General features: G+C 68.3%; 22 protein-coding genes. 5 read left to right on the forward strand and 17 right to left on the reverse strand.

Features of this window, described 5'->3' with window-relative positions; all coding sequences use genetic code 11:
- Positions 1 to 28 precede the first annotated feature (28 nt).
- The 6 genes from ASD37_RS06220 to ASD37_RS06245 form a co-directional block, all read right to left on the reverse strand.
- A complete protein-coding gene (locus ASD37_RS06220) occupies positions 29 to 1,507 on the reverse strand; it encodes an FGGY-family carbohydrate kinase (protein WP_056549124.1) in 1,479 nt (492 codons plus the stop codon).
- A gap of 29 nt (positions 1,508 to 1,536) precedes the next feature.
- The gene (locus ASD37_RS06225) at positions 1,537 to 1,956 is read right to left on the reverse strand and encodes a cupin domain-containing protein (RefSeq protein WP_082569947.1); all 420 of its coding nucleotides are present in this window, start codon (positions 1,954 to 1,956) and stop codon (positions 1,537 to 1,539) included.
- A 19-nt stretch (positions 1,957 to 1,975) separates the two neighbouring features.
- Positions 1,976 to 2,707 carry an SDR family NAD(P)-dependent oxidoreductase gene (locus ASD37_RS06230; RefSeq protein ID WP_056549126.1) on the reverse strand — a complete coding sequence of 244 codons (732 nt, stop codon included), beginning with the start codon at positions 2,705 to 2,707 and terminating at the stop codon, positions 1,976 to 1,978.
- Positions 2,704 to 3,447 carry an SDR family oxidoreductase gene (locus ASD37_RS06235; protein ID WP_056549128.1) on the reverse strand — a complete coding sequence of 248 codons (744 nt, stop codon included), beginning with the start codon at positions 3,445 to 3,447 and terminating at the stop codon, positions 2,704 to 2,706. The genes ASD37_RS06230 and ASD37_RS06235 overlap by 4 nt, the downstream gene beginning before the upstream one ends.
- A gap of 155 nt (positions 3,448 to 3,602) precedes the next feature.
- Positions 3,603 to 4,559 (reverse strand): electron transfer flavoprotein subunit alpha/FixB family protein, encoded by a 957-nt coding sequence (locus ASD37_RS06240; RefSeq protein ID WP_056549130.1) that lies wholly within the window; start codon positions 4,557 to 4,559, stop codon positions 3,603 to 3,605.
- Between the two features lie 52 nt (positions 4,560 to 4,611).
- A complete protein-coding gene (locus tag ASD37_RS06245) occupies positions 4,612 to 5,406 on the reverse strand; it encodes an electron transfer flavoprotein subunit beta/FixA family protein (RefSeq protein WP_056549132.1) in 795 nt (264 codons plus the stop codon).
- 207 nt (positions 5,407 to 5,613) lie between these two features.
- On the opposite strand from ASD37_RS06245, the gene ASD37_RS06250 reads away from it, so the two are divergent.
- From ASD37_RS06250 to ASD37_RS06260, 3 genes are all read left to right on the forward strand, one after another.
- The gene (locus ASD37_RS06250) at positions 5,614 to 6,411 is read left to right on the forward strand and encodes a bifunctional 2-polyprenyl-6-hydroxyphenol methylase/3-demethylubiquinol 3-O-methyltransferase UbiG (RefSeq protein ID WP_056549134.1); all 798 of its coding nucleotides are present in this window, start codon (positions 5,614 to 5,616) and stop codon (positions 6,409 to 6,411) included.
- A gap of 56 nt (positions 6,412 to 6,467) precedes the next feature.
- Positions 6,468 to 8,009 (forward strand): glycoside hydrolase family 57 protein, encoded by a 1,542-nt coding sequence (locus ASD37_RS06255; RefSeq protein WP_056549136.1) that lies wholly within the window; start codon positions 6,468 to 6,470, stop codon positions 8,007 to 8,009.
- 106 nt (positions 8,010 to 8,115) lie between these two features.
- Entirely contained in the window at positions 8,116 to 9,342 is a 1,227-nt protein-coding gene (locus ASD37_RS06260) for a glycosyltransferase family 4 protein (protein WP_056549943.1), read from the forward strand.
- Here ASD37_RS06260 and ASD37_RS06265 read toward each other — a convergent pair.
- The gene (locus tag ASD37_RS06265; protein WP_056549138.1) at positions 9,339 to 10,076 is read right to left on the reverse strand and encodes an acyltransferase; all 738 of its coding nucleotides are present in this window, start codon (positions 10,074 to 10,076) and stop codon (positions 9,339 to 9,341) included. The genes ASD37_RS06260 and ASD37_RS06265 overlap by 4 nt on opposite strands.
- Positions 10,077 to 10,188: 112 nt before the next feature.
- Here ASD37_RS06265 and ASD37_RS06270 point away from each other — a divergent pair, with 112 nt between their 5' ends.
- Complete coding sequence (locus ASD37_RS06270; protein WP_082569948.1) at positions 10,189 to 11,490, forward strand: PQQ-binding-like beta-propeller repeat protein; 1,302 nt, start codon at positions 10,189 to 10,191, stop codon at positions 11,488 to 11,490.
- Between the two features lie 3 nt (positions 11,491 to 11,493).
- Here ASD37_RS06270 and ASD37_RS06275 read toward each other — a convergent pair whose 3' ends face one another.
- The 8 genes from ASD37_RS06275 to ASD37_RS31810 form a co-directional block, all read right to left on the reverse strand.
- Positions 11,494 to 12,189, reverse strand: coding sequence for an esterase (locus ASD37_RS06275; protein ID WP_056549142.1), 696 nt, complete (start codon positions 12,187 to 12,189; stop codon positions 11,494 to 11,496).
- Positions 12,190 to 12,251: 62 nt separating this feature from the next.
- Entirely contained in the window at positions 12,252 to 13,505 is a 1,254-nt protein-coding gene (locus ASD37_RS06280) for a class I SAM-dependent methyltransferase (RefSeq protein ID WP_162253226.1), read from the reverse strand.
- Positions 13,439 to 14,413, reverse strand: a complete 975-nt coding sequence (locus ASD37_RS06285; protein WP_056549144.1) for a class I SAM-dependent methyltransferase — start codon at positions 14,411 to 14,413, stop codon at positions 13,439 to 13,441. Before ASD37_RS06285 ends, ASD37_RS06280 begins: the two co-directional genes overlap by 67 nt.
- A gap of 10 nt (positions 14,414 to 14,423) precedes the next feature.
- On the reverse strand, positions 14,424 to 15,071 hold the full coding sequence (locus tag ASD37_RS06290; RefSeq protein WP_056549145.1) for an enoyl-CoA hydratase-related protein: 648 nt from the start codon (positions 15,069 to 15,071) through the stop codon (positions 14,424 to 14,426).
- Entirely contained in the window at positions 15,068 to 15,859 is a 792-nt protein-coding gene (locus ASD37_RS06295; RefSeq protein ID WP_056549949.1) for an NUDIX hydrolase, read from the reverse strand. The genes ASD37_RS06290 and ASD37_RS06295 overlap by 4 nt, the downstream gene beginning before the upstream one ends.
- 50 nt (positions 15,860 to 15,909) lie before the next feature.
- Positions 15,910 to 16,776, reverse strand: a complete 867-nt coding sequence (locus ASD37_RS06300) for an ABC transporter ATP-binding protein (protein WP_056549148.1) — start codon at positions 16,774 to 16,776, stop codon at positions 15,910 to 15,912.
- Positions 16,713 to 17,411 (reverse strand): YitT family protein, encoded by a 699-nt coding sequence (locus ASD37_RS06305; RefSeq protein ID WP_056549150.1) that lies wholly within the window; start codon positions 17,409 to 17,411, stop codon positions 16,713 to 16,715. Before ASD37_RS06305 ends, ASD37_RS06300 begins: the two co-directional genes overlap by 64 nt.
- Entirely contained in the window at positions 17,408 to 17,548 is a 141-nt protein-coding gene (locus tag ASD37_RS31810) for a hypothetical protein (RefSeq protein WP_162253204.1), read from the reverse strand. The genes ASD37_RS06305 and ASD37_RS31810 overlap by 4 nt, the downstream gene beginning before the upstream one ends.
- Positions 17,549 to 17,634: 86 nt before the next feature.
- Here ASD37_RS31810 and ASD37_RS06310 point away from each other — a divergent pair, with 86 nt between their 5' ends.
- Positions 17,635 to 19,089, forward strand: a complete 1,455-nt coding sequence (locus tag ASD37_RS06310) for a PLP-dependent aminotransferase family protein (protein WP_056549151.1) — start codon at positions 17,635 to 17,637, stop codon at positions 19,087 to 19,089.
- A 4-nt stretch (positions 19,090 to 19,093) separates the two neighbouring features.
- Here the strand turns inward: ASD37_RS06310 and serB are convergent, their stop codons facing one another.
- Both serB and ctaD read right to left on the reverse strand, forming a co-directional pair.
- Positions 19,094 to 20,329 (reverse strand): phosphoserine phosphatase SerB, encoded by a 1,236-nt coding sequence (gene serB, locus ASD37_RS06315; protein ID WP_056549154.1) that lies wholly within the window; start codon positions 20,327 to 20,329, stop codon positions 19,094 to 19,096.
- A 27-nt stretch (positions 20,330 to 20,356) separates the two neighbouring features.
- The gene (gene ctaD / locus ASD37_RS06320; RefSeq protein ID WP_056549952.1) at positions 20,357 to 22,102 is read right to left on the reverse strand and encodes a cytochrome c oxidase subunit I; all 1,746 of its coding nucleotides are present in this window, start codon (positions 22,100 to 22,102) and stop codon (positions 20,357 to 20,359) included.
- Positions 22,103 to 22,191: the final 89 nt, after the last annotated feature.

A 22,191-nucleotide genomic window follows, 5' to 3' on the forward strand; every position in this document is an offset into this window, starting at 1 on the left:
ACCACCATCATAGAAGCGGGGTCCGACATCAACTCCCGAGCTCGCCAAGCGCGTGCATCAGATCCTTGGTGGCCGGATACAGCCCGCGCCACGTGCCGTACAGCTCGTCATACAGCCCGCGATTGGCCGGGTTCGGGGTGATTTCGTGGGTGATCTTGGCCCAATCCGTCTCCGGTGCAACCAGTTCCACGCCGATCGCTGCCATGAGGGCGTCGCCGTAGCTGGCGCCGATCCCCTGCTCGGCAACCAGTTGCGGACGGCCGGTGATGTCGCTGACCGCCTGCGCCCAGATCGGGCTGCGCAGGCCGCCTCCGACGGCCACGGTGCGGCGTCCGGTGTGCGCGTCGTCGAACATCTCCAGAATCTGCCTGACCCCGAAGCCAATTCCCTCGTAGGCCGCCCGAAACAGATGCCCGCGGCCGTGGCGCAGCGTCAGACCGGCGAACAGTCCCCGCGCGATTGGGTCGAACACCGGGGTCCGCTCCCCCGCCAAGTACGGCAGTGCCATCAGGCCCTCACAGCCCGCGGGAACCGCCGCCGCCTCGGCCGTCAGTTCGTCCAACGGCGCACCGCCGGTGACGGACTGCAGCCAGCCGATCATGGTGCCCGCCGTCGACGTTCCCGCCGCCAACGCCAACGATCCACGGTCGATGCCCGCGGTCGTCCACAGCGCGGGATCACTGTGGTACTCGTCGATGATCTGCACCAGAAACATCGTCGAGCCGTACATCAGCATCTGGTCGCCGGTGTTGCGGACACCGACCGAGAACGCCTCGGCGTAGGCGTCCACGGTGCCGGCCACCACCGGTGTGCCCCGTGGGACGCCGGTGGCGGCCGCGGCGTCGCCCTGCACGCGTCCGACCACCTCGTGGGGCCACACCAAGCGGGGCAGCGGCAGGTGCCCGCAGATCCGGGTGGCCCATTCGACGTTCCACTCGAAGGCACTGGTCGCGTAGAGCGGATCGCACTGACTGGCCGTGTGATGGTCTATCGCATATTCACCGGTGAGCTTGGCCGCGATGTAGGAATTCGACCCGTACCACCCCGTCGCCCGGCCGAATACCTCCGGCTCGTGGCGTCGCACCCATTCCAGCTTGGGCCCCACCGCCTGACTCGACAGCAGCGTTCCCGCCCGTTGCAGAATCTCGTCGGCACCGAATTCCTCGGTCAGAGCCTGGATTTCGGCGGTCGCCCGGGTGTCGATTCCGTAGAGGATGGCCGGCCGGAGCGGGTTCAGATCGTCGTCGCAGAGCACGAGGCACGGGCCAACTCCGCTGACGCACATGGCGGCCAGGCTCGACCCCGAGGGCATCTCGCGCACCAGCCGGTTGCTGATCTCGCAGACCTCGCGCCACCACGTCGCCTCGGCGTCGACTTCGGCCCATCCCGGCCGGGGCAGGCTCATCGAATGGGTGATCGTGGCCGAGGCCAGCACGACCCCCGCGGTGTCCACCAGGACGCCCTTCGTGCTTCCGGTGCCCATGTCGATTCCGAGAAGCAGGTCCACGGCGCAACCCTACGTCTGCGCCCGAATGGTCAGGGCAGTGCGCGGGGCACCCGCCGGTCCTTCAACCGTTCGAGCTCCTCGGGCTCGACGTAGACGAGCATGGGCTGGCCCGGTACGCACAGCATGTTGACCACGAAGCGCAGCGGTCCATCGGTGCGGTTGTTGGCGTCCGAATAGTGGATGACGTCACCACCCGGCTCCCAAAAGGCCTCGCCCGCCTTGATCACTCGCGGCGCCTCACCCTCGAGCTCGAACAGCATCTCGCCTTCGAGGACGTATCCGAAGGCGGGACCACCGGGGTGACGGTGAGGTCGGGCCCCGGGGCTGCCGGCCGGCCATTCGATGATCACGGTCATCACGTCGGCGTTCTGCGGGATGAACGGCGGTGTGACGCTTTGGATCACGGTAAGGGGACTCGTGGTCCCGTCGGACGTCGTCATGTCGTGCATGGTGGTCTCCTTCGGAGGGTCAGACGGCTGCGCCGCCGCCGTCGGCGTGCAGGGTGGAACCGGTGACGAAACTCGACCTCGGCGATGCGAGGAACAACACCGCCTCGGCAATCTCGCGCGGGTCGGCGGTCCGGCCCAGCGGCAGGGCGCGGCCGAGTTGTTCGTTGGTCTCGCCCCATTCGGCGACGACGCCCTCGGTGGCCGTCGGCCCTGGTGCGACGCTGTTGACCCGGACGTGACGAGACCCGAACTCCGCGGCCCACGTTCGGGTCAGCGATTCGAGGGCCGCCTTCGAGGCGCTGTAGGTCGAGGCCCCGGCCACCCCCTTGAAGGCGACCATGGAGGTGACGTTGACGATGCTGCCGCTGCCGCGGGCCAGCATGCCCGGCGCCACGGCGGCGACCAGGAAGTACGCCCCACGGACGTTGGTGTCGAACGTCCGCTCGAAGGAAGCCGGGTCCTGGTCTACGGTCGACGCGCCGGGAAAGCTCGCGGCGTTGTTCACCAGGACGTCGACGTCACCGCATTGCCGGGCCAGCGATGCCACCGAGTCCAGGTCGGAAAGGTCGGCGGCGACGAACCGGACACCGAGGCCGATGGCGGCGAGTGCCTTCTCTCCGCGCTCGACGTCGCGGCCGGTGATCGTCACCGCGGCGCCCGCCTCGGCGAGCAGCCGGGCCGACTCCAACCCGATGCCGGCGGTGCCGCCGGTGACCAGCGCCGTCCGGCCGCTGAGCTCCCCCTGGCTCATCGGGAGGCAAGCCAGTCGGCGAAGTGGGTTGGAGCCAGGGTCGCACCCGATCCGGTGACCAGACTGTCCTGCTCGACGTGGGTGCCGAAGTAGGTGGCCGAGGGGTCGACGACGACGGGGGTGTCGGCGCCTTGGTTCGCGAGGACCGCCCGCGCCATGTCGGCGAACGACAGCTTCTCGGGTCCTCCGACGTCGACGATCCCGTCGACTGGCGTGGCAACCGCGGCCTTGGCGACGGCGTCCGAGACGTCGGCGGCCGCGATCGGCTGAATGAGTGCGTCCGGCGCGCGCACCTCGCCGTCGACGACCAGGGATCCGGTGATGGCTTCGGCGAACTCCTGGAACTGGGTGGCCCGCACGATCGTGTAGGGCAGACCCGATGCGGTGATCGTCTTCTCCTGCACCACCTTCGCGCGCATGTATCCGCTGTCGGGCAATCCGTCCACGCCGACGATCGACAGTGCGACGTAGTGCCCGACGCCGGTCTCCTTCGCCGCGGCGACCAGGTTGGCCGACGAGGCGGTGAAGAACTTCAGCACCGGATCGTCGTCGAACGACGGCGAGTTCACCACGTCGACCAACACCTGGGCGCCGGTGAGCGCCTCGACCAGTCCGGCGCCGGTGAGTACGTCGGCGCCAGTCTCCCGGGATGCCGGGACGACGTCATGCCCCTGCTCGCGCAGCAGCTCGACGACCTTCGAACCGACCTGGCCGGTGGCCCCGATGACTGTGACCCTCATTGCCGAACCCCTCTCTCGATGTGATGAGTCGACTCTCGCACCGGCCGACGCCACTCGAGCCCTGGAAAGTCCGTAGTCCTGGGAACGCACGGGTCCCGACAACGCAAAACCCCGGTGCACCAGGTGCACCGGGGTTTGCGTAGAGCGTTGGGAACTTAGCCCTTGCGAGCCTTGACCGCGTCGGTCAGCTGCGGGGAGACCTTGAACAGGTCGCCCACGATGCCGTAGTCGGCGATCTCGAAGATCGGAGCTTCCTCGTCCTTGTTCACGGCGACGATGGTCTTCGACGTCTGCATGCCCGCGCGGTGCTGGATGGCACCCGAGATGCCGAGGGCCAGGTACAGCTGCGGCGAGACCGTCTTGCCGGTCTGGCCGATCTGGAACTGACCTTCGTAGAAGCCGGAGTCCACCGCGGCGCGGGAGGCACCGACGGCGCCACCGAACGCGTCGGCGAGTTCCTCGACGACGTTGAAGTTCTCCTTGCTGCCGACGCCACGGCCGCCTGCGACGACGATCTTGGCTTCGCTCAACTCGGGACGCGCACTCTTCTGCGCCGGCTGACGCGAGGTGATCTTCGTGGCGTTCTCCGCAGGTGCGGGCACCTCGACGGTGACCACTTCACCTGCACCGGCGACGGGCTCGGACTCGACGGCACCCGGACGCAGCGCGAGGACGGGTCCGTCGCCTTCGGCCTTCGCGTCGGTGGTGTACGCACCGCCGAAGATGGAGTGGACCCCGATGGGGCCTTCCTTGATGCCGATCAGGTCCATGAGCACGCCCGAGCCGGTCTCGGCCGCGACGCGTCCGGCGACCTCCTTGCCCTCGGCACTGGCGACCACGACGACCGCCACCGGCGACGCCGACTCGACGAGCGAGTTGAGGACGTCGACCTTGGGGGTGACGAGGTACTGCTCGACGACGTCGGACTCGGCGACGTAGATCTTCGCCGCGCCGAGCGCCTTGAGCGCATCGGTCAGCTTGTCCGCCGTTCCCGGCGCACCGATGACGACGGCAGAGGGCTCACCCAGCGCACGGGCCGCGGTGATGAGCTCTCCGGTGACGTTCTTCAGATTTCCTTCAGCGTGCTCGACGAGCACGAGTACTTCAGCCATTGGTTCTCGATCGCTCTCTAGGAAGTGTGGGTCTGGGACGGGTCGACGGAGCTCAGAGGAGCTTCTGGGCGACCAGGTAGTCGGCGATCTGCTTGCCGCCCTCGCCCTCGTCGGTGACCTTCTCGCCTGCGGTCTTCGGCGGCTTCGGGGTGGCCGACACCACGGTCGACCCGGCGTACTGTCCACCGACCTCGTCGGCTTCGACGCCGATGCCAGCCAGCGACAGGTTCTCGACGGGCTTCTTCTTGGCCGCCATGATGCCCTTGAACGAGGGGAAGCGGGCGTCGTCGACGATCTTCTCGTTGATGCTGACGATCGCGGGAAGCGTCGCCTCGAGACCGAAGATGCCGTCGTCGGTCTCACGCTCGCCGGTGACCTTGCCGTCGGCGATGTCGATGCTGCGCATCGACGTCAGCTGCGGCAGACCAAGGAACTGGGCGAGGATCGCAGGAACGGCGCCACCGACGCCGTCGCTGGTTTCGTTGCCGGCGATGACAACGCCGATGTCCTCGATCTGGCCGAGCGACCGCGCCAGCGCCCACGACGTCTGGACGATGTCGGAGCCGTGCAGCCCGTCGTCGACGAGGTGGTAGGCCGAGTCGGCACCCATGGACAGTGCCCGGCGGATCGCCGTCTCGGCGCTGGCCGGGCCCGCGGTCAGCACGACCACCTTGTAGTCGGCGTCCGCGTGCTTCTCCTTGAGCTGCAGCGCGACCTCGACGGCCTTCTCGTTGATCTCGTCCAGCACCGGATCGCTGCCGGCCCGGTCAAGGGTCCAGTCACCGTCGGTGAGATGCCGATCCTCGTAATCAGGAACCTGTTTAATCAGGACCACGATGTTCGTCATGAGTGTGGTTCGTCCTCCTCGATGAGGCCTCAGCCGGCCTGCCCATATCACGATTGATACAACAGCCATCAGGTTACTAGTCAGTAACTTGGGGCGGTATGCACCCTCACCTTAACTGGTGTTGTCTAACCTTCTGCCCCCTCCCACCGGCTTATGAACCTTGCGAACAAGTGACAATGGCCATAGCTGGGTTAGCCTGCGTTGGCAATGAGCACATTTACCCAGCCCGAACCATCCGATTCCGCGCTACCGAACGTGGACTCGCTTCCTCTGACCGGGGAGCGCACCATCCCCGGGTTGGCCGAGGAGAATTACTGGTTCCGCCGGCACGAAGTGGTGTACCAACGGCTGCTGGATCGCTGCGTCGACCGCGTCGTACTCGAGGCCGGCTCCGGTGAGGGCTACGGCGCCGACCTGATCGCCATCGTGGCCACCCATGTCATCGGTCTCGACTACGACGACTCCGCCGTGGCGCACGTCCGCGCGCGCTACCCCCGCGTCGACATGCGCCAGGGAAACCTGGCCGAATTGCCGCTCGAGGACGGCTCCGTCGACGTCGTGGTGAACTTCCAAGTCATCGAACACCTTTGGGACCAGGGCCAGTTCGTCGACGAGTGCGCTCGCGTGCTGCGTCCGTCGGGGATGCTGCTGATGTCGACGCCCAACCGGATCACGTTCTCCCCCGGCCGCGACACCCCGATCAACCCGTTCCACACCCGCGAACTGAACGCCGCGGAGCTCACCGAACTGTTGACCGCGTCCGGCTTCCGCGTCGAGGCGATGCTCGGCGTCTTCCACGGCGCCCGTCTCGTCGAGCTCGACGCCCGGCACGGCGGCTCGATCATCGACGCGCAGATCGCCAGGGCCGTCGCCAACGCACCGTGGCCGGCCGACCTGCTGGCCGACGTCGCGGCGGTCCGCAGCGACGACTTCGACCTGCTCGACGCCAACGAGCGCGCGATCGACGAGAGCCTGGATCTGGTGGCCATCGCGGTGCGACCGTGAGCGCAGAGCCCCTTCCCGGGTCGCTTCGCTCCTGCCCTCCGGAGCCCGTCCCGGGCATGTTCACGCTCGTCCTCCACACTCACCTGCCCTGGCTGGCACACCACGGTCGGTGGCCGGTCGGCGAGGAATGGCTCTACCAGTCTTGGGCCACCGCCTATCTGCCGCTGATGGGCCTGCTGCGCCGACTGTCCGACGAAGGACGCAGCCACCTGCTCACCCTCGGCATGACGCCCGTGGTCACCGCGCAGCTGGACGACCCCTACTCGCTGGTCGGCATGCAGAGTTGGTTGGCGAACTGGCAGCTCCGCGGCCAAGAGGCAGCGGTTCGACGCAGCGGAAGCGGAAGCGGAAGCGGATACGCGGCACCGGACGCGTTACGTGCCTTCGGCATTCGTGAATACGAGGAAGCCGGCCGGGCGCTCGAAGACTTCTCGGCAAACTGGCGACACGGCGGCAGCCCGTTGCTGCGCCAACTCGTCGACGCCGACGCCGTCGAGCTGCTCGGCGGGCCGTTGGCCCATCCGTTCCAACCGCTGCTGCACCCGCGGTTGCGCGAATTCGCCCTTCGCGAGGGTCTTGCCGACGCCGGACAACGCTTCGCCCATGTCCCCCAGGGCATCTGGGCACCCGAGTGTGCGTATGCACCAGGGCTCGAGCACGAGTACGCCGCCGCCGGGGTGACCCACTTCATGGTCGACGGTCCAACGCTGCACGGCGACACCGCGCTTGGCCGGCCGGTCACCGACTCGGGTGTCGTCGCGTTCGGACGCGACCTCAAGGTGAGCTACCGGGTGTGGTCACCGAAGTCGGGCTATCCGGGCCACGCCGCATACCGCGACTTCCACACCTACGACCACCTCACCGGTCTCAAGCCGGCCCGGGTCACCGGGCGCGCGGTGCCGTCCGACGACAAGGCCGCCTACGAGCCCGAGCGTGCCGATAACGCCGTCGACGTCCACGTCGCCGACTTCGTCGACGCGGTCCGCCGCAGGCTGACCTCGGAATCGGAGCGCATCGGGAGACCGGCCCACGTCGTCGCGGCGTTCGACACCGAACTCTTCGGGCACTGGTGGCACGAGGGCCCGGTGTGGCTCGAGCGGGTGCTGCGGGCCCTGCCAGAGGCCGGGATCCGCGTCGGCACGCTGTCCGACGCCATCGCCGACGGCTTCGTCGGCGAGTCCGTCGAATTGCCGCCCAGCTCTTGGGGTTCCGGCAAGAATTGGCAGGTGTGGAATGGCGAGCAGGTGTCGGACCTGGTTCGGCTCAACGCCGAAGTCGTCGACACCGCCCTTGCGACGGTGGACAAGGCGCTGACCCAGCACGCGGTCGTCGGGGCGCCGACTCCGCGCGACGTCGTCGCCGACCAGATCCTGCGCGAGGCGTTGCTCACGGTGTCCAGCGACTGGCCGTTCATGGTCAGCAAGGACACCGCCGCCGAGTACGCCCGCTACCGTGCGCATCTTCACGCCCACGCCACCCGCGAGATCGCCGACGCACTGGCGGCGGGCCGCCGCGAGCACGCCGAACGCCTTGCGGGCAACTGGAATCGGGCCGACGGATTGTTCGGTGCCCTCGACGCCAGACGACTCCCCCGATGACCGCCCGCTTCCTTCTCCCGCGCCTTCCGCGAGCGTGCGTGTCTGCGGCCGACACGCCGTCCAGGAATCCCACTTTGCTCACGCTCGCGCGGTGGGTGGGGCCGTCGTGAAGGTCCTTCTCATCTCGTGGGAGTACCCCCCGGTGGTCATCGGCGGTCTCGGCCGCCACGTCCACCACCTCGCTACCGCGTTGGCAGAGGCTGGCCACGAGGTCGTCGTCCTCAGCAGGCGGCCAACCGGCACCGACCCCAGCACCCACCCCACCGGCGACGACGTCAGCGAGGGCGTGCGCGTAATCGCCGCGGCCGAGGACCCCCACGAGTTCGTGTTCGCCACCGACATGATGGCGTGGACGCTGGCGATGGGTCACTCGATGGTGCGCGCCGGGCTGGCGCTGAAGTGGCGCCCCGACGTGGTCCACGCGCACGACTGGCTGGTCGCCCATCCGGCGATCGCACTGGCCGAACACTTCGACGTGCCGCTGGTCTCGACGATCCACGCGACCGAGGCGGGGCGGCACTCGGGCTGGGTGTCGGGCAAGATCAGCCGCCAGGTGCACGCGGTGGAGTCGTGGCTGGTGCGCGAATCCGACTCGCTCATCACGTGTTCGGCGTCGATGGGCGACGAAATAACCGAACTGTTCGGCCCCGGCCTTTCCGAGTCGCGGGTCATCCGCAACGGCATCGACGCGGGCCTGTGGCCCTTCGCGCGCCGGACCGCTCGACGTGGTCCTGCCCGGCTGCTCTACCTCGGCCGCCTGGAGTACGAGAAGGGCGTGCACGACGCCATCGCCGCGCTGCCGCGCATCAGGAAGACTCATCCCGGGACCACGCTGACCATCGCCGGGGACGGCACCCAGCAGGACTGGCTACTCGAGCAGGCGCGAAAGCACAAGGTGCTCAAGGCCGTCGACTTCGTCGGCCGCGTCGACCACGAGCAACTCGTCGCGCTCCTCCACGCCTGCGACGCCGCCGTGCTGCCCAGCCACTACGAACCGTTCGGCATCGTCGCACTGGAAGCGGCCGCGACCGGCGCTCCCCTGGTGACGTCGAACGTCGGCGGACTCGGCGAGGCGGTCATCGACGGCAAGACGGGCCGGTCCTTCCCACCGCGTGACGTGGCGGCCCTTGCCGATGCCGTCCGCGCGGTGCTCGACGATCCCAGAGCCGCCCAGCGGCACGCCGTGGCAGCCCGCAAACGCCTCGACTCGGCGTTCGACTGGCACACGGTGGCCGCCGAGACCGCACAGGTCTACCTCGCGGCGAAACGCGGTGAGCGAGAACCACATCGGCGAGCGCTCATCGTCGAGCACCCCTTGCCCGACAGAGGCTAGCGCGCCGACTTCTTGCGTTCGATGTCGGCGAGCGCTGCCGCCAGTTCCGCGCGCTGCGCGGCCGAGGTCTCCCACGACAGCTTGCGGTTCTTGACGACCTTGGCCGGCGAGCCGACCGCGATGGAGAAGTCCGGGATCTCGCCCTTGACCACCGCGTGGGCGCCCAGCACGCAACCGCGGCCGACGCTGGTGCCGCGCAGCACCGTCACCTTGGTGGCGACCCAGGTGTCCGGCCCGATGCGCACCGGCGCCTTGACGATGCCCTGGTCCTTGATCGGCAGTTCGATGCTGTCCATCCGATGGTCGAAGTCGCAGACGTAGCACCAGTCCGCCATGAGCACCGAGTCGCCCAACTCGATGTCGAGGTAGGTGTTGATGACGTTGTCACGACCGAGGACCACCTTGTCGCCGATGCGCAACGAGCCTTCGTGGCAGCGGATGGTGTTCTTGTCTCCGATGTGGACCCATCGCCCGATCTCCATGTAGGAGAGCTCGGGAGTCGCCTGAATCTCGACGCCCTTGCCGAGGAACACCATGCCGCGCGTGACGATGTGCGGGTTGGCGAGCTTGAACTTCAGCAGTCGGACGTACCGCACCAGGTACCAGGGTGAGTAGGCCTTGTTTGCGAGCACCCACCGCAGCGACTCCATCGTGAGGAACCGGGCCTGGCGGGGATCCCTCAATCGCGAGCCCCGCCAGCGCTTGTGGATGGGGGCGCCCCACATCGTGGTCATGGCGGCACAGCCTACTTGAGCACCTCATCTGGGCTGCTGGCCTCCGTGCGACATTCCCGGGGTGCTCCGCTCGCGGCGTCCGCTGGCTGCTCTCCGATAGTGTCGGGACTCGATGTCTGCTCCTGGAATGACCGTGCGCCGCGTCGCAGCCGTGGCGGTAGCGGTACTGGTGACGCTTGGGACGAGCTCGTGCGGCAACACCGACGCGTGGGTGGAAGCCCATCCCGCCGACGGCTGGTCCGCCCAATACGGCAACGCGGCCAACAGCAGCTATTCGCCGGTCGACGGTGCGGGGACACTCCGCCTCGACTGGATCCGGTCGGTCAAGGGGCAGGTGGAGTCACAGGTCGCCATCGGCTCGGGCGACTACCTCGCCGTCAACGCCCAGACCGCGGGCGGCTGCTCGCTGATGGTCTGGGAGAACGACAACAGGGCACGCCAACGCTGGTGCAGCAGGCTCTGGCAGGGCGGCGGCATCTCCAGCCCTCTGTTCGACGGCTTCGACAACCTGTACGTCGGGCAGCCCGGCGCCATCATGTCCTTCCCGTCGACCCAGTGGATCCGCTGGCGCAACCCGGTGATCGGGCTGCCGCAGACGCCGCGACTGCTGTCCCCCGGCGAACTGCTGGTGGTGACGCACCTCGGGCAGGTTCTGGTCTACGACGCGCACCGCGGCAACGTCGTCGGCACGGCGTTGGATCTGGTGGAGGGCGTCGACCCGAAGGATTCCGAACGCGGGCTCGCCGACTGTCAGGCGGGTAGGCCGCTGTGCCCGGTGGCGGCCGCGCCGGCGTTCTCGGCTGCGACGGGCGCCGTGGTGATGACGCTGTGGCAGCCCGACGCCCCCGCCCCAGAAGTGGTGGGCCTGCGCTATCGGCCGGGCCAGACGCCGCTGCTGGCGAGGGACTGGACCAGCACCGCGGTTGCCGGTGGCCCGCTCGGCAGCCCGGTGCTGTCGGCCGACGGCGCAACGGCCTACGTCAACGGACGCGACGGACGTCTGTGGGCGCTGAACACCGAGGACGGCACGGCGAAGTGGTCGGTGCCGCTGAACTTCCAGCCGCAGACCCCGCCGTCGGTGTCACCGGACGGCCTGATCGTGTCCGGCGGTGGCCCGGAAACCAAGCTGGTCGCCGTCAAGGACGACGGTGACCGCGGGGAGGTGGCGTGGACGCGTGACGACGTCGAACCGCTCTCTACGTCCAGCCTCGGCGGAGCGTCGGCCGCGTACACGGTGACGCGCGACGGTGAGGGCATGGCGCTGCTGGTGTTCGACCCCGCCGACGGCCACACGCTCAACAGCTATCCAATGCCCGGCGCGTCCGGGTACCCGGTCGGGGTGTCGATCGGTCATGACCGCCGCGTCGTCGCCGCCACGAGTGACGGTCGGGTGTTCGGCTTCGCCCCTGCCTGAGCGTCAGGCGATCATGGCGTCGACCGGGCCGCGGGGTATCGCGACCTGCAACGCGCCGGCGGCCTCTGGCAACACGTCACCCTGGCTGAAGAAGAAGATGAGCGAGTCGTCGGTGACGGCGAAGTTCTGGTACTTCGACGGGTCGAGACCGTCCCCGGGTGAGATCGTCACCGGCTGGCCAAGTTGCTTGTCCACTTCGGCCTGAACCAGCGGAAGGATGACCGGGTAGGGCGCGGTGCCTGCCTTGAAGAGGTTGTCTATCGTCATCGGCTTGCCAGCGCCGGTGTTCCAGTTGAAGGACTTGTAGTACGTCGTCGGGTGGGCGCCGCCGACGCCCTGGTAGGTCTTGAACACCACGCTCTGAGTGCCCTTCGGCGGGACGCCCGACGTGAATTTCGTTTCCGTGGTGTCCAACTCGTACGGCATCATCCGGAAGTCGGGGATCTTGGCCACGTTGAGGAAACCGTCGCGGGTCTGCTTGACGTAGTCGAACACTGGCTGTGCATCCGGATAGTCGACCGGGTAGCTGATGTTCACCGAGTATCCGGGGTCGGTGACCTGGATCTGACAGATCTGGTTGGCGTCGACGACACCGTTGAGGTCGGTGCACTTAGGCGGCGCCGCGGAGGCAACCGCAATGCCCGACCAACCGAGCACGGCGGCCGCCGAAATGGACACCGCCAGTGTGGACATGCGCATCTGTCGAGAACCCTCCGTCGATGTGCGGCACTGGCGCCGACGACGCCACCCTACCCGCGGCCTCACCGGGACGGCCTGCACAGATAGACCACCGACCGGCTTGCGCTTCCTGCGCCGATTCGGGTGATCACCAGGGAGAGCCGCTGCGATCCCCGCAGGCGCAACCGGGTACGCAGTTCGTCGGGGTCCACCGAGACGCCTCGGACGAGGATCTCGAGCGCGCCGACGTCACGGGCCGATAGTTCTTGTCGCAGGGTGCGTTCGGTGAGACCGAATTCGGCCATCACCTCGAATCCCCGGACGCCGGTGGGTAGTTCGTCACCGGAGAGGTAGGCGATCGCCGGGTCGAGTTGCCACAGTCCGTGCCGCGCGCCGTAGTGCCGCACGAGTCCCGCCCTGACCACCGCGCCGTCGGGGTCGACGATCCAGCGGCCCGGCACGGCGACCGCACAGTCGTCGGACTCGGCGTCGGTGATCTCCTCGGCCCGGTCCAGGATGGTGGCGCGGCGGGTCACCCCCGGCGTGCCCAACCCCGGCGACCACAGGCACGCCTCCCGGACTCCGCCGCCCAGCGACGTCACCTCGATCTCGCCGTCGAAGCCCAATCGGCGGACCTGGTCGAAATCGATTCCCGGCGCGCACTTCACCACGAGGTCGCGGTCGGCGTAGACCTCGAGCAGTTCGTCGAGGGCCGGGGTGTAGTCGCGTGGGTCGAACGTGCGACGTCCACCACTGCGTCGCGCCGGGTCGGCGACGACGGTGGTGTCACGGGTGACGGGGGCGAGCGCGTCGGCGCGGCACAGCAGGACCGTCGAGCCGTCCCGCCCGACGTTGTGCCGGGCCATGGCCACGCGCACCTCGTCGAGGTCGCTGCCGACGACCTGGTCAGCGCGGTCGCGCAGTGCGGCGAGTTCGGTTCCGACGGAACACGTCACGTCGTGCACGGCGCGACCCGTCAGCCGGTCGGCGCGGTGCGCGGCCACCGCGGCGGCGGTGGACTGCTCGAGCGCCTCGCCGGTGAACAGCCACTGACCCGCGTGCGGAAACTTGACCTTGGCCTTGCGTCGCAGCAACGTCGTCTCGACCAGGACGGCCGCCCGGTCACCGAAACGCGCACGCGCGGAGGCGATGTCGGAGATACGGCTGGCGTCGGTCAGCGCGAGCGCGTCGACCTCGGCGAGCGCTGCGCCGCCCTCGTCGCCACCGAGGTACGCGACGTCGTCGAGGGTGAAGCCAAGGCCGCCACCCTTCAGGACGGCTTGACCCCGGTGATCATGACGTTGTAGAACCAGCCCTTCGGCACGACGTGACGCCACACGTTGGCGTCGACCCAGCTCAGCGAGGTCCAGCTCTTGAACGCGAACCTCGCCCAGCCCCAACCCAATCGGCCGGGAGGCACTGACGCCTCGAAGGTCCGGATCGGCCAGCCGAGCATCGCCGCGGTGAATTCCTCACTGGCGGTGCGCACGTCGACTGCGCCGGCGTTGGTGGCCATGCGTTCCAGGTCGCCCGGCTCGAAGGTGTGCAGGTCGACGATCGCCTCGAGGGCCGCCGCGCGCGAGGACTCGTCGAGTTCCTCCTGGGGGCGGCGCCACCCGTCGAGCCCCGGCAGCTTCGTGACGGTCGTGGCGGCGCGCCAGGTCAGCGTCGACAGGTTGCGCGCGTACACGTTGCCCTTGGTGGTGGGCTCGCCCGCAAAGACGAACCGTCCGCCGGGCTTGAGCACTCGCACGACCTCGCGCAGCGACAGCTCCACGTCGGGGATGTGGTGCAGCACGGCGTGGCCGACCACCAGGTCGAACGTGTCGTCCTCGTAGGGGATGCCCTCGGCGTCGGCGACCTTGCCGTCGATGTCCAGCCCGAGTCCCTGACCGTTGCGAACCGCCACCTTGACCATGCCGGGCGACAGGTCGGTGACCGAGCCGCGGCGGGCCACCCCGGACTGCACCAGGTTCAGCAGGAAGAAACCGGTTCCGCAGCCGAGTTCGAGCGCCCGGTCGTAGGGCAGTTCGCGCTGCAGCTCGTCGGGCACGATGGCGTCGAAGCGACCCCGTGCGTAGTCGATGCAGCGCTGGTCATAGGAGATCGACCACTTGTCGTCGTAGGTCTCGGCTTCCCAGTCGTGGTACAGCACCTGCGCCAGCTTGGTGTCGTGGCGGGCCGCCTCGACTTCCTCGGCCGTGGCGTGCGGGTTGGGGGCCGGCTCGCGGTCGGTACTCGTCATGTAGGGCAGCCTAACGGCCCGGTGAGGCCGGGCGAAATGCCGCCTTGGCGGCCGCCAGCGCCTCGGGCGGCACGTCCACGAATCTCCGGGCCCACGCCACGGCGGAGTCGTAGACGTGGTCGGGGGCCACCAACTCGTCGACCAGACCGAGCTCGAGGGCCTCCTTGGCGTGAGCGAAGCGCCCGGTGAACGCCAGTTCCTTGGCGTGGGCGTCGCCGATCGCCCGTGCCAGGAGCTCCGCGTCGTCGTGCGACGGTGCCAGCCCGTCGAGGATCTGCGTCGCGCCCCACTTGACGTTGTCACCGCCGATGCGCCAATCCGCGGCGAGGGCAAGGGTCAGCCCGCTGCCGAGCGCGTAGCCGGTGACGGCGGCGACCGTGGGTTTGGAGACGTCGGCGACCGCGCGCAGTGCCACCGCCGCGGCGACGGCGGCTGCATCGGCGCCGATGGTGCGCGCCTCTCCTACGTCCACCCCGGCCGAGAAGATCTCGTGTCCCCCGAAGACGACGACGGCGGCCACGTCGGTGCGCTCACCGAGTTCGGCTGCGGCCGAGCCGATCTCACGGCACATCTGTCGGGTCAGGGTGTTCGTCGGCGGCCGTGACAGCACCAGCGTGCCGACGCCGTCCGTGGCGTGCACGCTGACGAATTCCCTCACGACTTGTCGTATCCGGCTGGTCCTCGTTGGTTGCGTGCCGCGTTGTAGCGGCCGCTGTCGAAGAACTCGATCTGCCAGTTGCCGGTGTCCTTGTCCGCTGCGAGGTGGGGCTCGACGGTCTCGATCGTGCGCTCCACCGCCAGCACCTCGGCGACGGTGTGCCCGTTGAGCGAGTCGAGTTGGGTCCACGTGGGCGGCAGCAGGAAGGACCGGCCCTGCGCGAAGTCGTCGAGACCTGCCTGCGGGGTCACCCACGCCGCCTGGTCGGTCTCGGTGTTCTCGCCGTCGGCGCGCTGCCCCTCGGGGAGGGCCCCGACGAAGAAGTAGGTGTCGTAACGCCGGGTGCGCTCCTCCTTGGGCGTCACCCAGTTGGCCCACGGCCGAAGCAGGTCGGCCCGAAGGACCAGGTTCTCCGCGCGAAGGAAGTCGGCGAACGACAGTGAATTGTTGGCCAGCGCGGCCCTGGCCTCGCCGTAGACCGAGGCGTCGCCGACGATCTGGTCGGGATCGTCGGCCGGCCCCGCGAACAGGACGCCCGACTCCTCGAACGTCTCGCGGGCGGCGGCGCAGACCAGCGCCTCGGCCAGGTCGACGTCGACGTTGAGGCGTTCGGCCCACCACGACGGTTCGGGGCCGAACCACGCGATGTCGGCTCCGCGGTCGCGCTCGTCGACCCCGCCTCCCGGAAACACCATCACGCCGGCCACGAACTCCATCGCGGCGTGCCTGCGCATCAGGAAGACCTCGATGCCGTCGGCGTGGGCGTCGCGGCCCTCCCGAAGGAGCATGACCGTGGCTGCCGGTCTCGGAACGAGCGGATCGGCGTCAGCCACGGGGCTCACAAGGCTCTCCTTCGGTGCGCTGCGCGACTGCGGGTGCGGCGCGCGAAGTAGCGGCCGTCGATCACGTCGAGCGCGATCGACTGCCCGAACGCCTTGGACAGATTGTCGGAGGTGAGCACGTCGGTCAGCAGCCCCGACGCGACGACCGCACCCTCGGACAGCAGCAGACAGTGGCTGAAGCCCGGCGGGATCTCCTCGACGTGGTGGGTGACGAGCACGATGGCGGGGGCGTCGGGGTCGGCGGCCAGATCGGTGAGCCGGGAGACCAGTTCCTCGCGCCCGCCGAGGTCGAGACCGGCGGCCGGTTCGTCGAGCAGCAGCAGTTCCGGATCGATCATCAGCGACCGTGCGATCAGCACCCGCTTGCGCTCGCCCTCCGAGAGGGTGCCGTAGGTGCGTTCCGCGAGATGTTCTGCGCCAAGGCTTTCCAGCATGTCGACGGCCTGCGCGTAGTCGACGTCGTCGTACTTCTCACGCCAGCGCCCGAGCACGGCGTACCCGGCGGACACCACGACGTCGCGCACCACCTCGTCGTCGGGGATCCGTTGCCCCAGCGCCGAGCTGCTCAGCCCGACGCGGGCCCGAAGCTCCGACATGTCGGTCCTGCCAAGTCGCTCGCCGAGCACGTACGCGGTGCCGGTGGACGGGTGTTCCATGGCGGCCGCGATGCGCAGCAGCGACGTCTTCCCCGCTCCGTTGGGGCCGATGACGACCCAGCGCTCGTCGAGTTCGACTGCCCAGGTGACGGGTCCGACGAGGGTCTTCCCGCCGCGTCGCAGCGTGATCTTGGCGAAGTCGATCAGCAGGTCTGGGTCGACCTGGGGTTCTGCGGAGCCTTCTCGGTCGCTGGGGTCGGCTGGCACTCGCCCATCGTAGTCAGGCCAGGTGCGACGACGGCCCAACCGCTCACGGCGAGCCACCGTTGCGGTGTGACCCGCAGGGTCACCTGCACCAGCGGGCCGATGCCGAATGCGTACACGACGGTGCCGATGCCGACGGTGCCGCCGAGCAGCCACCCGATGACCAGGACGGTCGCCTCGATGGACGTGCGGACCAGTCGGACCGAGAGCCCCGTGCGGGCGACCAGGCCCGTCATCAGACCGTCACGCGGTCCTGGTCCGAGGCCGGCGCCGATGTAGAGGACGGTGCTGACGGCGTTCAGCAGCACCGCGCCGAGCATCATCGCGATGCGAGCCGGCAAGCCGGTCGGCTCGGGCAGGAAGGCCAGTGCGGCGTCCACGGTGATCGCGATGACGACGACGTTGGCGACGGTGCCGACGCCCGGCCGGTTCCGCAGCGGGATCCAGGCGAGTAGCACGGCGACGCCGACCACGGCCGTCGCGATCCCGATCGTCATGCCGGTGCGGTTGGCCAGGCCCTGGTGGAACACGTCCCACGGGTCCAGGCCGAGCCCGGAGCGCACCATGACGGCCATCGAGAAGCCGTACCCGATCAGGCCGACCAGCAGCGCCGCCCCACGCGCGAAGCCGCGCTTCACGCGTGGTCGGGGAATCGGGCGCGGATGGCGTCGAGGTCGGCGCGGATCCGGCGCGAGTCCGAGTCCTCCGCGACGAAGTCGCCGATCCGTGGCGAGTTGCGGTAGACCCGGCCCAACTCACGTGCTTTGCGGGTCATTCTTGAGGTCCAGTGTTGTGCCATACGCCAATGTTCGACCACAACTGGCCTTGCCATCAATATCCAGTTGGGGCAAACTGGCTCCGATGAGTGTGGAACTGGCGCGGCGACGGCTCAATGTGGACCTCTTGGCCCGCGAACTGGGCAACTGGCGTACCTCCAGCGCCAGCGGACCTGCCTACCAGGGCCTGTCCGACGGCCTCCGGATGCTGATCGTCGACGGCCGACTCCCGGTCGGCGCGCAATTGCCCAGCGAGCGGGCACTCGCCGACGCCCTGCGCGTGTCGCGGACGACGGTCACCGCGGCGTACACCCAGATGCGCGAGGACGGCTACCTCAGGGGCCGTCAGGGCGCGCGAAGCACGACGGCGCTGCCCGTGTCGGCGGCGGTCACCACGCCCACCATCGTCGGAACGGCGTCGGCGAACCTGGCCGCCGCGACCCTTGCCGCACCGGCCGCCGCAGTGTCCCGCGCGTTCGTCGAGGCCGCCGAACAGGTCACGCCGTACCTGCACGACATCGGCATCGAACTCGTCGGCGTCACGCCCCTGCGTGAGGCCATCGCCGAAAGATATTGTCGGCGAGGTCTTCCCACCGATCCCGACGAGATCGTGGTGACCACGGGTGCGCTACACGCCATCGGGCTCATCATGGCGACCTACACCCAGCCGGGCGACAGGGTGCTCGTCGAGCAGCCGACCTATCACGGAGCGCTTGCGACGATGGCCACCAAGGGTTTACGACCCGTCCCGGTGGCGATGACCCATCACGGCTGGGAGCTCGACGCGATAGACGCTGCGGTGCGCCAACTTTCACCGAACCTCGCCTACCTGATTCCGGACAACCACAATCCGACGGGGATGACGCTGCCCCCCGAGGGCCGACGACGCCTTGCTCAGATCATCGCCGAAACACGCACCCGGACCATCGTCGACGAGACCATCACCGACATGTGGCTCGACGAAGCGGTGCCGCCGCCGTTCGCGGCGTCGATGACCACGCGGCGCGATCTGGTGCTGACCGTCGGCTCGATGTCGAAGTCGTGCTGGGGCGGTCTGCGCATCGGTTGGATTCGCGCCGAACGTAGTGCGCTGACCACCATCGGCGCGATGCGACCGTCCGTCGACATGGGCACCCCGATCGTCGAACAGCTTGCCGCCGCAAGGCTTCTCGCCATGGCCGACGACTTGCTTCCCGAACGGCGCGACATCCTGCGCGGGCGACGGGCGCTTCTTCTCGACCTGCTCGAGGAGCACCTACCCGACTGGCGGCCCGATCCGAGCCGGGGCGGAATGTCGCTCTGGGTACGGCTGCCCGCGCCCATGAGCACGGCGCTGTCGGCGGCGGCCTCGCGGATGGGTCTCGAGATTCCGCCTGGCCCCAGGTTCGGGGTCGACGGCACCTTGGAGAGGTTCATCCGGGTGCCCTACACGCTGCCCGATGACCAACTCACTGAAGCCGTCGAACTTCTCGCCAGGGCCTGGCGCAGCGTGACCGGAACGGGGCCGGCGGGCGCGGACGTCGGCGCGGTGGTGGTCTGACGTTCTAGTCGTCGGGGATATCGACGCGGCGCAGTGTCCCGTCGACCGCGTCGGCAGCTTCGATCTCCCCGCGCGTCACCCCGAGGATGAACAGCACGGTGTCGAGGTACGGGTGACTCAGCGACGCGTCGGCCACCTCGCGCAGCGCGGGCTTGGCGTTGAACGCCACGCCGAGGCCCGCCGCGGCGAGCATGTCGATGTCGTTGGCGCCGTCGCCGACGGCCACGGTCTGTTCCATCGGGACGCCGACCTGCTGGGCGAAGTTCCTCAGCGCCTTGGCCTTTCCCGGCCGGTCCACCACCTCGCCGACGACGCGCCCGGTGAGCTTGCCGTCGACGATCTCGAGTTCGTTGGCGGCCACGAAGTCCATCATCAGATCGTGTGCCAGTGGCTCGATCACCTGACGGAAGCCACCGGAGACGATGCCGCAGTAGTAACCCAGCCGGCGAAGCGTGCGGATCGTCGTCCGCGCCCCGGCGGTCAGCTCGATCTGATCGGCGACCTCGTCGAGCACCGAGGCGGGTAACCCGGCCAGTGTCGCCACACGCTTGTGCAACGACTCGGCGAAGTCCAGTTCGCCACGCATCGCCGCTTCCGTCACCTCGGCCACCGCGGCCAGCGCACCGGCCCGCTCGGCGAGCATCTCGATGACTTCACCCTGGATCAGCGTCGAGTCGACGTCGAACACGATGAGCCGCTTGGCCCGTCGCGACAGGCTGTAGTCCTCGAGCGCGATGTCGACGCCCTCGGCAGCGGCCACCCGCGCCAACGCCGTCTGCAGCTGACCGTAGGCGCCACCCGGCGGTACCGAGACCCGCAGTTCCAGGCCGGTGACGGGATAGTCGGACACGCCGCGGATGAAGTCGATGTTGACCCCAAGCGTGGCGACTTCTCTGGCCACCACCCCGAAGGCCTCGGCCGTGATCGGTCGACCGAGCACGACGATGGTGTGCGTCGACGGCTCCTCGAGCACCGCAAGGTCGTCACTGCGTTCGATGGTGACGTCGAGGCCCACGGCTTGAATCGCCGAGGTGACCTCGTCGCGAAGCTGCGCTCCCCCGGCGATGTCGTCGGGACCGGCAACCAGCACACCGAGGGTCAGCCGGTTGCGGATTACGACCTGCTCGACGTTCAACAGGTCGACCTTGTGGCGCGACAACACCTCGAAGAGGGCCGACGTGACACCTGGCTGATCGACTCCGGTGACGGTGATCAACACCGACACACTTGACGTAGTCATTCTTGCGAACGGCGCTCTACGACTCGATCAGGTACGGACCTGGACGTCGTCGATCTCCGTGACGTCACCACCCGACGGGTGCGGTCCGCCACCGATGTGGGCCTCGGCCCGCATCCGCTCGACCATGTGCGGGTAGTGCAACTCGAATGCCGGTCGCTCCGAACGGATCCGGGGCAGCTCGGTGAAGTTGTGCCGCGGCGGCGGGCAGCTGGTGGCCCACTCCAGGGAGTTGCCGTAACCCCACGGGTCGTCGACCACGACGGGCTCTCCGTAGCGCCACGACTTGAACACGTTCCAGACGAACGGGATCGTCGAGATGCCGAGGATGAACGCACCGATCGTCGAGACGATGTTGAGCGTGGTGAAGCCGTCGCTGGGCAGGTAGTCGGCGTAGCGACGGGGCATGCCCTCGTCGCCCACCCAGTGCTGCACCAGGAAGGTGGTGTGGAAGCCGATGAACGTCAACCAGAAGTGCAGCTTGCCCAGGCGCTCGTCGAGCAGGCGGCCAGTCATCTTCGGGAACCAGAAGTAGATGCCCGCGTAGGTGGCGAACACGATGGTGCCGAAGAGCACGTAGTGGAAGTGCGCGATGACGAAGTACGAGTCGGTGACGTGGAAGTCCAGGGGCGGGCTGGCGAGCAGCACGCCGGACAGGCCACCGAGCAGGAACGTGACGAGGAAGCCGACCGAGAACAACATCGGGGTCTCGAAGGTCAACTGCCCCTTCCACATCGTGCCGATCCAGTTGAAGAACTTGATGCCCGTCGGAACGGCGATCAGGAACGTCATGAAGGAAAAGAAAGGAAGGAGTACGGCACCCGTCGCGTACATGTGGTGCGCCCACACGGCGACCGACAGGGCCGCGATGGCCAGCGTCGCGTAGATCAGCGTGGTGTATCCGAAGATCGGCTTGCGGCTGAACACCGGGAAGATCTCCGAGACGATGCCGAAGAACGGCAACGCGATGATGTACACCTCGGGGTGACCGAAGAACCAGAACAGGTGCTGCCACAGCAGTACACCGCCGTTGGCCGGGTCGTAGATGTGCGCGCCGAGGTGGCGGTCGGCAGCCAGACCGAAGAGCGCCGCGGTCAGCAGCGGGAAGGCCAGCAGCACCAGGATCGACGTCACCAGGATGTTCCAGGTGAAGATCGGCATCCGGAACATCGTCATGCCGGGGGCGCGCATGCACACCACGGTCGTGATCATGTTGACGCCACCGAGGATGGTGCCGAGACCACCGACGGCCAGACCCATGATCCACAGGTCACCACCCGCGCCGGGCGAGTGGATGGCGTCGGTCAGAGGCGAGTACGCGGTCCAGCCGAAGTCAGCGGCACCACCGGGAGTGATGAACCCGGCGATGGCGATCAACGCACCGAACAGGAACAGCCAGAACGAGAAGGCGTTGAGCCGCGGGAACGCCACGTCGGGCGCGCCGATCTGCAGCGGGAGCACCAGGTTGGCGAAGCCAAACACGATCGGGGTCGCGTAGAACAGCAGCATCACCGTGCCGTGCATGGTGAACAGCTGGTTGTACTGCTCGTTGCTGAGGAACTGCAGGCCGGGCATCGCCAGCTCGGCGCGCATGAACAGCGCCATCAGTCCACCGATGAAGAAGAAGATGAAGCAGGCGACGCAATACATCATGCCGATCAACTTGTGATCGGTGGTGGTCACCAGCTTGTAGATCAGGTTGCCCTTGGGACCCATTCGCGCCGGGAACGGACGGCGTGCCTCGAGTTCTCCGATTGGGGGCGCTTCGGCTACCAACAGGTCCTCCATAATATCGACGGGCGAACCCGAAGGTTCGTTGGCAATCTTATCCCCCGCCGGGCGGTGTCGCGCCATGGGTCCTACAA

The sequence above is a fragment of the Mycobacterium sp. Root135 genome (assembly GCF_001426545.1).
Taxonomy (GTDB): Bacteria; Actinomycetota; Actinomycetes; order Mycobacteriales; family Mycobacteriaceae; genus Mycobacterium.

Coding starts and splice junctions, on each gene's coding strand:
- ASD37_RS06285 (WP_056549144.1), bottom strand. CDS start 14,413: ATGACGAGTACCGACCGCGAGCCGGCCCCCAACCCGCACGCCACGGCC.
- ASD37_RS06230 (WP_056549126.1), bottom strand. CDS start 2,707: ATGAGCCAGGGGGAGCTCAGCGGCCGGACGGCGCTGGTCACCGGCGGC.
- ASD37_RS06245 (WP_056549132.1), bottom strand. CDS start 5,406: ATGACGAACATCGTGGTCCTGATTAAACAGGTTCCTGATTACGAGGAT.
- ASD37_RS06295 (WP_056549949.1), bottom strand. CDS start 15,859: ATGCTCCTTCGGGAGGGCCGCGACGCCCACGCCGACGGCATCGAGGTC.
- ASD37_RS31810 (WP_162253204.1), bottom strand. CDS start 17,548: ATGACCCGCAAAGCACGTGAGTTGGGCCGGGTCTACCGCAACTCGCCA.
- ASD37_RS06255 (WP_056549136.1), top strand. CDS start 6,468: ATGTTCACGCTCGTCCTCCACACTCACCTGCCCTGGCTGGCACACCAC.
- ASD37_RS06275 (WP_056549142.1), bottom strand. CDS start 12,189: ATGCGCATGTCCACACTGGCGGTGTCCATTTCGGCGGCCGCCGTGCTC.
- ASD37_RS06250 (WP_056549134.1), top strand. CDS start 5,614: ATGAGCACATTTACCCAGCCCGAACCATCCGATTCCGCGCTACCGAAC.
- ASD37_RS06310 (WP_056549151.1), top strand. CDS start 17,635: ATGAGTGTGGAACTGGCGCGGCGACGGCTCAATGTGGACCTCTTGGCC.
- ASD37_RS06225 (WP_082569947.1), bottom strand. CDS start 1,956: ATGCACGACATGACGACGTCCGACGGGACCACGAGTCCCCTTACCGTG.
- ASD37_RS06270 (WP_082569948.1), top strand. CDS start 10,189: ATGTCTGCTCCTGGAATGACCGTGCGCCGCGTCGCAGCCGTGGCGGTA.
- ASD37_RS06240 (WP_056549130.1), bottom strand. CDS start 4,559: ATGGCTGAAGTACTCGTGCTCGTCGAGCACGCTGAAGGAAATCTGAAG.
- serB (WP_056549154.1), bottom strand. CDS start 20,329: ATGACTACGTCAAGTGTGTCGGTGTTGATCACCGTCACCGGAGTCGAT.
- ASD37_RS06265 (WP_056549138.1), bottom strand. CDS start 10,076: ATGACCACGATGTGGGGCGCCCCCATCCACAAGCGCTGGCGGGGCTCG.
- ASD37_RS06235 (WP_056549128.1), bottom strand. CDS start 3,447: ATGAGGGTCACAGTCATCGGGGCCACCGGCCAGGTCGGTTCGAAGGTC.